Genomic DNA, 8,159 nt, shown 5'->3' with positions numbered 1-8,159 from the left:
TTCAATAGCAGTATCAGAAAATTGAAAGCCTCTACCTCGTTTACCATGGTGACTTTTACATTGCCATGCTTCAACGGCTGAGTCGTCAATCCAAAACGTTACTGAGCCTCGCTTGCACAAGGCTTCATTATACTCACTCCAGTTCGCTATCTTCTTCTTCGACTTACCCATAACAACACCATGCTTCTACTACATGGGATCAGATCGCAGGACTGAGAAAAGGTTCCAACGGATTTAGTCAACAACGCCAAATACTCAAGGAAAGTCACCTGATGAAGTGTTCTCAAATCAGCTCATTAAAAGAAGTCATGACGCTTTTACTTTAGCTCTGGAGGTATATAACCGGCCAACATTAGGTAATCGTGTAGAAGCATTTACGATTATGATGGTGAACGCTTGGGAGCTTATGTTGAAATCGGAATTGGCTAAAAGAGACGGAGCATCCAGCATTTTTAAAGATGGCAACTTTAGCATTAGCATTCGTGAAGCTATGTCTAAGCTAATGGACCCTTCTGACAATGTATTTAAGAATTTGGAAACCTTAATAGATTTGCGTGATCAGGCTATTCATCTTTTAATTCCAGAGTTACAACCTCAACTATCGCGTTTGTTTCAAGCAACAGTTCTTAACTATCAAAAACGGTATAAATTACTAATGGGTAATAGCCCACTAGCTGGTCAAAGTGTGGGTTTGCTTAGTCTTATTGTTGATGGATTTGAGCCTGAAACCGCGGTAATTAAAGAAACTTATGGTGAGCTTACCGCTTGCCAAGTTAAAAGTTTTTTGACGAAATTTACTGAAATTGCGAAAGAGTGTGACTCAGATGAATTTTCTATATCTATAGATTACAAATTGGCATTGACTAAAAAATCGTCAGAAAGTGATTTGTCGCTCTCCCTGAGTGACGGTGGTGAAAAAGCAATCATCATTCGAGAGACCAAAGGCCCAGATATCACTCATCCGTATCACCAGAAAACGGCCATTGAAAAAATCAACGCAAGGCAAGAGTATGTAAATATTACAAGCCACTCATTTCAAGCGGTTGTTAAGAAAAATAAAATTCAGAACTCCAAATGTTCAAATTACCATTATGAGTTAGATGGACGACATAGATACTCAGAAGCATTCATTGAATGGTTTGTGAATAATTTACATCAGAAAAATTGGTTGACTGGCGCTTTGAAAAGTTATCGTAACAGGCGTAAGAAAGCGACTGCATGATGGTAATCTCTTAGGCTAATATGTTCAGTTCAGGGTTGGTGTACATATAATACTTGAACTGAAGTTTCGATTATTCAAAGAGGTAAGGGTAAATATGGATATTGCCATACTAACATTTGATGGATTCAACGAGCTGGATTCTTTCATCGCATCGGGTATTTTGAACCGAATGAAAGGGTTTGGCTGGAATATTAAGATCACTAGCCCCACAGAATCAGTGACTTCAATGAATGGAGTCACAATTCAATCTCAGCAACCTCTGGAGTTTGCCAATACTGCTGATGCGGTGTTGTTTGGTAGTGGCTTGCTGACTCGCGATATCGCCCAAGACTCTAAATTACTCTCAAGATTGAACCTCAATCCACAAACACAATTGATTGGCGGTCAATGTTCAGGGACTTTGTTAATGTCGGTATTGGGATTGCTGAATCAAGTCCCAGCCTGTACTGATTTAACAACGAAGCCATGGGTAATTGAATCCGGCGTGACTGTGCTGGATCAGCCGTTTTATGCGGAAGGTAACATTGCAACAGCGGGTGGCTGCTTGTCATCGAAATATCTAGCAGCATGGGTTATCAGTAAACTCGCAGACCAAGCTCACACCGAATCTGCAATTCACTATGTTGCGCCTGTAGGTGAGAAAGAAAATTCAGTAAAGCATTGCATGTCGGTGGTGAATCCTTACCTCTAAGAGCTATCCTTTACGCGTGCAGTTCTGTATAAGGTTCTTGATATGAATCTCTACCCGTGGCACTTTCTGTCCCAAGTTGACTTTAATTAGGGCAGAAAATGGAAGACATAGTGCTCACTCTCTTTAGGTTCATTGGTGCGTTCTTTCGAATGCTTTTCCAGTTCTTCACTATGGACATCATTTGCTTTAGCGTGGGGTGGGTTGTATCTAAGGTGTTCACTTTAGGACGTTTTCCTTCGTTTACACCTGACGAAAAAGAGCGGGAGCGAGTATCTAATATTGGGATTATTAGTATCGTTCTGTTTCTTTTAGCAATAGGCGTATTTAATAGCCTTTAATGTACTAGTGCTAATTTGAATAGTGGGGACGCATGCGATTTTACCCAGCAGAGCAATATCAAGCTGCTTGCCATGAGATGTTTGAACGATACGAACGTGATATCAAGAAGCGACTCCTTAACGCGAGAGTTGAGCACGTCGGCGCATCGTCCATTCCGTTGGCCGTATCTAAGGGCGATTTAGATATCTTCGTTGGCGTTGAGTCCAACGAGCTTGAGGATGCTGTAGAACGACTTACAACACTCGGCTTTAAAGAGAAACTCGATACGCTAAGAACGCCCGAATTGTGCATGTTGGAATCCATATCCTCTGAAGATGTGGCATTGCAAGTGGTCGCCAATGGTTCTGAGTTTGAGTGCTTTTTGACGTTTCGTGACAAGCTGCGTATGAACCGGACTTTAGTCCAACAATACAATGCCCTTAAAATGTCTTGTAAAGGTTGGTCAAAAGACAAATATCGTGAAAAGAAGTCAGCTTTTATCGAATATGTGTTAGGGCTGAAATAGCCACTCGTCTTGTGATAGTTGACTGATGTTAGCCACACCGTCATGGCATTCCATTTCCCACCAATTCCTCGAGGTAGGCCTATGATTACAATTAGAAAAGCGGTTGATTCTGATGCCAATGATATTTTTGATATTCGCAGTCGCGCCATTCTTGACCAGTGTCCCGCTTATTACTCGGAAGAACAGCTTTCACTATGGACACAGGGCGAGATGTCTGAGGCATTTATTGCTGACGTTGGAGCAACCTTTTACGTTTCCCAAGTGGATGGCCAAGTGATTGGTAGCGGTAAGATCAATACCCAAACGGGTATGGTCGATGCGATTTTCGTAGACCCTGATTTTTACGGTAAAGGTGCAGCTAAAATGATGCTGCAATTCTTAGAGGGGTTAGCGAATCAGCATAACTTGCCCCTAATGAAACTAGAATCAACCCTGAATGCAGCAGCGTTTTATCGTTCGTGTGGTTTTATTGGTGATGAAACTTCCGCTTATCACTCTCCTAGAGGTATTAGCCTCGATTGTGTCCCGATGGAAAAGCGGTTACTTCAAGGCAAACGCTTAGTTCCTCAGGGAAACGGCTAATGCCGCACGTGCTCAAATAAACAGCACTAGTTCCAATTCTTGGTGCTGTTTTTACTTTCCCCTTACACTCTTTTTTCATATCGCTCTTAGTATCGAATCACTCCTTGTTTAACAGCAAGTAACTCATTATGAAGAACTTCTTCGATAGCGAACTCATGCTCTCTAGCTCTTTGAATTTCGTTTTGCTATCACTGGGGCTAACGCTCCTTTTACACCTTCCTATTTGGTGTGGGTTCAACTTGAGCCGACGAAAATGGAAACTGATGGACTATTTGTGGCCGCTACTGGCGGGTATTGGAATGCTCGGTGCTGTGTCTGAAATTCGTGCCAAAGTCGCAGGTGACTGGGTCGAGACTGAGCAAACCAGAGCGGTGGCAATTTTAGAGTCTGTACAGCAGTTTTCTTTGGATAAGTTAAGAAGTGACGTTTGCAATGGGCAACCATCATTAGACAATCATGGGCAGCACCATCAAGCGTGTTTATGGTATTTGAACACTGCGATGACGTTCAAAGATGTGGATTTCACTCTGTTGCCAAATGCGGCTGATTTTACGGTTCCTGCACCTAGCGTGCCGTTAGTGGAAAGCGATGCAGTCTGGGTGAGTGGGATGCTGAGCCAGTATGAAAAACAGAAAAACCAATACATAAAAACCAGAGAGGCACAGGTAAAACAGCCGTTAGAGAGCCTCTTCTGGTATGTGAGTCCTTACTTAGTGTGCTTCGCGATTGCTCTGCGCCTAACTAAGGTGACAGCAGAGCTTAAGTTAGATAAGTGCGCACAGTAAGTGACGACTTACTGGTGAGATGAAAAAAGAGCCTAGGGTGTAGGCTCTTTTGATTTACATCGAAGGTAAGTTCAGTGACATTTCATGTTTGAACCTGCCTAGCTGTTAACGGTTAGGAGATTAGTGGTAATTTACTACCAACGAAGCATTCATATCGTACCCCATGGTGACATCGGTATCGCCATCGACAAGATAGACATTATCGGTGGTCAGTTTTGATGAAATCACGCCTTCGACCCAAACTGGGTACTGAACGGTTTCTACTTTGTAGCCCTCAGGGTAAGAGACTCTGACTATTTGGTTCGCTGGTGGTGGTGGCATATGTATACATGCTCCAGCAGTAGGAACTAACAAGAATTCGGTAGCGACGAGAGGAGCTGAGAAAGCAATTGGAACGAGGAACCCAGGTATACGCACCTTCTTACCGTCAAAGTCGTGAGTGACTGTTTCTGATGCTCGCTGTTGATTCGCGATGTATTCTGAACGCAACTTCAGTAATTCATCGGCGTCTAGCCCTTCCGATTTCAATGTTTCTTTGAGGCTGGCTAACTCATCATTACTCTCTGGATCGTCATACTGGCTTAAGGTGAATATTTTTTGAAGTGTCAGTTTTTGTTGATAGCTAATCTCAGGCAATACGATTTGGTTCTGTGCATGTACCGGTCTCAGGTCTTTCCAATCGAGTTCTGTTGGTTCACTTGCTAGGCTACCAAACGAAACTATGGATACAAACAGGGCAATAAATCTAATCAATGTTTGGCTCGCTATTGGTTGGTGTTAGGTCGTTTCAAGTGGTTCATCAGCTTGTAACAGCCGATGAACCAAGCTTTATCTATGAGCTATGACTTTGAAACTTGATGTCTAAAGTGTGTTTTTGTAGATAACACCATCTTTCATAATGAGCTTAATGCTTTCTGGTGAGTCTGGTCGCTTATCGGCACCAAACCATTGGTCACCGGTACCTACCACAGAAAAGTCTTCGAATGGGTTACCATCAAGCAGCAGGATATCTGCGTATGCGCCTTTCTCAATCACACCCAGTTTCGCATCTGGGTATGGGTTCATGAAGTCACCTGATAGTGTGGCAATTTCACCACCGACAGACGTAAGAGTTTTTAATGATTCGTAAGGACCAAAGAAGTCATTGTTTAGCTTTTTCTCGTAAGCGATTTGAATGTTACAAGCATCAACAGAGCCTACACAGTCAGTCTGGAAGCCACGAGGAGCTGGACACTTCTTCATATTCGGGATGTATCTTTAAACGCGGCAGAAGCCGATTTTGCTTTGGCTAAACTTGATGCAACGTTCTTAACTGCAGGAATCTCAAGAAGGTTAGGGTCGAACGCGGTAAGGTTAGTGGTGATGTACGCTCCTTTTTCTTCCATGAGTTCTGAAATCTCACAGTCAAACATAAAGCCGTGCTCGATCGATTTAACGCCTGCGTTTAGTGCGCCAATGATCGCCTCTTTACGATAGGAGTGCGCCATTACATAGCTGCCGTAAGTATCGGCTACTTCAACCGCTGCACCAACTTCTTCTGGTGAACCTGCCAGTAATTGCCACGGGTCAAAGGCAGATACCACACCACCGGATTGCATGTATTTCAATTGAGTTGCACCCATGCGGAAGTTGTTACGAGCGTACTTCTTCACTTCGGCAACGCTATCGACTTCTTGTGCCATATTTAAACGGCTAAAGTTGGTTTCTTCACCGACAGGGGCGGTGTAGTTGGCAAAGTCGGCGTGTCCGCCACGAGTACTCAAAAATGCACCGGATGGGTAATAACGAGGCCCAATAATTTGCCCTGCATCGATGGCTCTTCTTAGACCACCGTTGGCTCCGCCTGCATCACGAACTGTGGTGAACCCTTGCATCAGGTACATCTCTGCCATACGCGTTCCGTGTATTGCGAAATCTTCCCATGTGGTATTCGATTCCATCGTTGGCAAGCTTGGGCCCATTAGCATCAAGTGCGCATGGTTTTCGATAAAGCCTGGGGTTAAGGTTTTGCCTGTACCGTCTATCACTACGGCATCGTCGCGAACATCAATTGTTTTTGCTGAAATGGAGGTAATGATGTTGCCTTCGACCAATACAAAGTGGTCTTCGTACAACTTGTTTTCAGTGCCGTTGAAGACATCGACATTTTGAAATAACGTCTGTGGTAATTGAGCCTCTTGTTCGGCATAGGCAAACGACGCTACCAATGCGAGTGAAGAGACAAGCAAAGTCTTCTTCATTTTTATATCCTTATAATTAACGTAGAACTGAACTTACTGAAGTTAAGCCACTGTTAAATATAGGATGTGTATTGGGGTTTTGCTGTGATAAATAGGTTGATTACGAGATGTGTCACCAAATGGCTACTTTGCTTTTAAGAACCCTTACTTACAGTCACTTAATTAAAATTGTATCTAACACCAAGTTGTAGTTGAGGCCCATAAATCCCGTTATTCTTAGAAGATATCGAGAACGCGGCTTTATCCGTTGCATGGAATCTCGCGCCAAACGTAAAGATCGAATGCTCTCCATTTGCCCCCACCATGACATTTGCTTCTACTCGTTGAGTAATCCAGGCACGAAGCCCTGCGTTGAATTCAATAAAGGTTTTGCTTTTCCCCGGAGCGTAAGATCCTTTGTTGTAGTGAAGCAATAGTTGAGTATTGAGATCGATGGCTTGGTTGATTGGCCCGTAAACTTGAGGCCCAATATAGACGTCATAGTTGTCTTCATCGAGATCGGCATTTGAGCTTACCCCACCCAGAAGCGCAAGGCTGTCATTGATATCTCGTCCCCCTTCCAAACTAATACCATTTGGCTTTGTTTGAATCCCAAGCTCTACAAAATCTGTAGTGAAATTTGCAGCAGACAATGCTTGGTGAGAGAAGGTACATAGCAGTAGAGGTATTAAATTTTTAATTTTCATATGACTTATAAAGGTAATGCCAGCGGGGCGAAAATCGGATGGTATTTTATTAACTAGGTAAGTTGAGGAAGATGAAGTTCGAGGAGAATAAAGTCAAAATAAATAAAATATTTTGTTGTTCATTTTTGCACTTTTGTTCAGGAGCTGCGGTGAGAGAAAGAATGATATAAACCTTATTTTATATTGAATTTCTATTTTGGGCTTTTATTAAACATTAACGTAAAAATCAACAATGATATTTATTCTTAGGGTGGGAACTTTATGTTTTTATCTTGTGTGTCTATTCGGATGTGGACATTAAGTCTACGTTTAATGTTAGGAATAAATGCATGAAGAAAATCATTGGCTTAATATTACTGGCTTCACTTACTGCATGTGGCGGCGGTGGTGGTGGCGGAGGTAATACTTCGAACAACAACATCGCGGCTTCTAAAACGTCTTCAGAGCGTTCGGCCCTTAAGCTGAGTGCCAGTCAGTTAAAGAAACTGAGCACTGTAGAGTTTTCGTCTGGAAGCATTACTGGCTTTGAAGCACCAAGCAACTCCAATTAAAAACTAGAAGGAATATTAAGTTATGTCAAAGATACTATTACCTCTAGTTATTGGGGTTTCATCAATAGCAACATCGGCCTACGCTAACGAAGATAATAACCTGCAGGGATACTATAAATCTAAAGCTGCCATTAAATTCGCTGTAGATAAAATTCAACAAAATAAAGTTGAATTCATGAATCTAGATGAAGCAATTTCTTCTCTTACTGCCAATTCTTCTCCTCAAACTCTAAGCTCAATTGATGATATTGCTAATTCTAAATCAGCACACAGTGATATCTTTTTAGCAAAGTCAAAAGAGTTCAACTTGGCGTTGTTGATCAAATCAGCTAAAGGACGTATCTATCCTACGGAACTTACCTGTTAGTTTCTAATAGGCATACCTAGTCCTAGAACTTTGTTCATTGCTTTGACGTTTGCTAACGCCTCACCAACTTGAGCGTTATAACATCTCAAGCTCAATGTGCCGCTAGTCAGTCCTTTATATCGGGACATTGCCGTCTCAGAGATTGAACGGTCGTGGTAGCCAGAGTCAGTTTTCCATTGAGTTAGCGAATC

13 protein-coding genes and 1 pseudogene are annotated in these 8,159 nt (G+C 42.5%); 8 read left to right on the top strand and 6 right to left on the bottom strand.

Annotated elements, in window-relative coordinates; translation table 11 throughout:
• Positions 1-171 (bottom strand): transposase (locus tag L1D55_RS26185; protein WP_239917833.1); only part of this gene is annotated, 171 nt, incomplete at its 3' end.
• A 106-nt stretch (positions 172-277) separates the two neighbouring features.
• Between L1D55_RS26185 and L1D55_RS26180 the strand changes: the two genes are divergently transcribed.
• The 6 genes from L1D55_RS26180 to L1D55_RS26160 all read left to right on the top strand — a co-directional run bounded on the left by L1D55_RS26180 (position 278) and on the right by L1D55_RS26160 (position 4,124).
• A complete protein-coding gene (locus L1D55_RS26180; protein ID WP_239919406.1) occupies positions 278-1,222 on the top strand; it encodes a DUF3644 domain-containing protein in 945 nt (314 codons plus the stop codon).
• A gap of 94 nt (positions 1,223-1,316) precedes the next feature.
• On the top strand, positions 1,317-1,913 hold the full coding sequence (locus L1D55_RS26175) for a DJ-1/PfpI family protein (protein ID WP_239919405.1): 597 nt from the start codon (positions 1,317-1,319) through the stop codon (positions 1,911-1,913).
• Between the two features lie 98 nt (positions 1,914-2,011).
• On the top strand, positions 2,012-2,251 hold the full coding sequence (locus tag L1D55_RS27755) for a hypothetical protein (protein WP_345772799.1): 240 nt from the start codon (positions 2,012-2,014) through the stop codon (positions 2,249-2,251).
• Between the two features lie 32 nt (positions 2,252-2,283).
• Positions 2,284-2,757 carry a GrpB family protein gene (locus L1D55_RS26170; protein WP_239919404.1) on the top strand — a complete coding sequence of 158 codons (474 nt, stop codon included), beginning with the start codon at positions 2,284-2,286 and terminating at the stop codon, positions 2,755-2,757.
• 81 nt (positions 2,758-2,838) lie between these two features.
• The gene (locus L1D55_RS26165; protein ID WP_239919403.1) at positions 2,839-3,339 is read left to right on the top strand and encodes a GNAT family N-acetyltransferase; all 501 of its coding nucleotides are present in this window, start codon (positions 2,839-2,841) and stop codon (positions 3,337-3,339) included.
• A 263-nt stretch (positions 3,340-3,602) separates the two neighbouring features.
• The gene (locus tag L1D55_RS26160) at positions 3,603-4,124 is read left to right on the top strand and encodes a hypothetical protein (protein WP_239919401.1); all 522 of its coding nucleotides are present in this window, start codon (positions 3,603-3,605) and stop codon (positions 4,122-4,124) included.
• A gap of 120 nt (positions 4,125-4,244) precedes the next feature.
• Here the strand turns inward: L1D55_RS26160 and L1D55_RS26155 are convergent, their stop codons facing one another.
• The 4 genes from L1D55_RS26155 to L1D55_RS26140 all read right to left on the bottom strand — a co-directional run bounded on the left by L1D55_RS26155 (position 4,245) and on the right by L1D55_RS26140 (position 7,050).
• Positions 4,245-4,877: a DUF3299 domain-containing protein gene (locus L1D55_RS26155; RefSeq protein ID WP_239919400.1), complete on the bottom strand. Its 633-nt coding sequence runs from the start codon at positions 4,875-4,877 to the stop codon at positions 4,245-4,247.
• Between the two features lie 108 nt (positions 4,878-4,985).
• Entirely contained in the window at positions 4,986-5,366 is a 381-nt protein-coding gene (locus L1D55_RS26150) for a hypothetical protein (protein WP_239919399.1), read from the bottom strand.
• On the bottom strand, positions 5,363-6,364 hold the full coding sequence (locus L1D55_RS26145; protein WP_239919398.1) for an amidohydrolase family protein: 1,002 nt from the start codon (positions 6,362-6,364) through the stop codon (positions 5,363-5,365). Before L1D55_RS26145 ends, L1D55_RS26150 begins: the two co-directional genes overlap by 4 nt.
• Before the next feature lie 158 nt (positions 6,365-6,522).
• Positions 6,523-7,050, bottom strand: coding sequence for a hypothetical protein (locus tag L1D55_RS26140; protein WP_116871013.1), 528 nt, complete (start codon positions 7,048-7,050; stop codon positions 6,523-6,525).
• 329 nt (positions 7,051-7,379) lie between these two features.
• On the opposite strand from L1D55_RS26140, the gene L1D55_RS26135 reads away from it, so the two are divergent.
• Both L1D55_RS26135 and L1D55_RS26130 read left to right on the top strand, forming a co-directional pair.
• On the top strand, positions 7,380-7,601 hold the full coding sequence (locus L1D55_RS26135) for a hypothetical protein (protein WP_239919397.1): 222 nt from the start codon (positions 7,380-7,382) through the stop codon (positions 7,599-7,601).
• 22 nt (positions 7,602-7,623) lie between these two features.
• Complete coding sequence (locus L1D55_RS26130) at positions 7,624-7,968, top strand: hypothetical protein (RefSeq protein ID WP_239919396.1); 345 nt, start codon at positions 7,624-7,626, stop codon at positions 7,966-7,968.
• On the opposite strand, the pseudogene L1D55_RS26125 reads toward L1D55_RS26130, so the two are convergent.
• Positions 7,965-8,159: pseudogene (locus tag L1D55_RS26125) on the bottom strand (IS5/IS1182 family transposase); the annotation flags it as partial. The gene L1D55_RS26130 and the pseudogene L1D55_RS26125 overlap by 4 nt on opposite strands.

This window comes from Vibrio sp. Isolate22, from assembly GCF_022398115.1.
Lineage (GTDB): Bacteria > Pseudomonadota > Gammaproteobacteria > Enterobacterales > Vibrionaceae > Vibrio.
Note: the sequence above shows the minus strand (reverse complement) of the source record. Positions and strands in the feature narration are given on the sequence as shown.

Bases quoted from the DNA above. Each gene is read 5' to 3' on its own strand.
- L1D55_RS26175 (WP_239919405.1), top strand. From the start codon at position 1,317: ATGGATATTGCCATACTAACATTTGATGGATTCAACGAGCTGGATTCT.
- L1D55_RS27755 (WP_345772799.1), top strand. From the start codon at position 2,012: ATGGAAGACATAGTGCTCACTCTCTTTAGGTTCATTGGTGCGTTCTTT.
- L1D55_RS26170 (WP_239919404.1), top strand. From the start codon at position 2,284: ATGCGATTTTACCCAGCAGAGCAATATCAAGCTGCTTGCCATGAGATG.
- L1D55_RS26165 (WP_239919403.1), top strand. From the start codon at position 2,839: ATGATTACAATTAGAAAAGCGGTTGATTCTGATGCCAATGATATTTTT.
- L1D55_RS26160 (WP_239919401.1), top strand. From the start codon at position 3,603: ATGGACTATTTGTGGCCGCTACTGGCGGGTATTGGAATGCTCGGTGCT.
- L1D55_RS26150 (WP_239919399.1), bottom strand. From the start codon at position 5,366: ATGAAGAAGTGTCCAGCTCCTCGTGGCTTCCAGACTGACTGTGTAGGC.
- L1D55_RS26145 (WP_239919398.1), bottom strand. From the start codon at position 6,364: ATGAAGAAGACTTTGCTTGTCTCTTCACTCGCATTGGTAGCGTCGTTT.
- L1D55_RS26140 (WP_116871013.1), bottom strand. From the start codon at position 7,050: ATGAAAATTAAAAATTTAATACCTCTACTGCTATGTACCTTCTCTCAC.
- L1D55_RS26135 (WP_239919397.1), top strand. From the start codon at position 7,380: ATGAAGAAAATCATTGGCTTAATATTACTGGCTTCACTTACTGCATGT.
- L1D55_RS26130 (WP_239919396.1), top strand. From the start codon at position 7,624: ATGTCAAAGATACTATTACCTCTAGTTATTGGGGTTTCATCAATAGCA.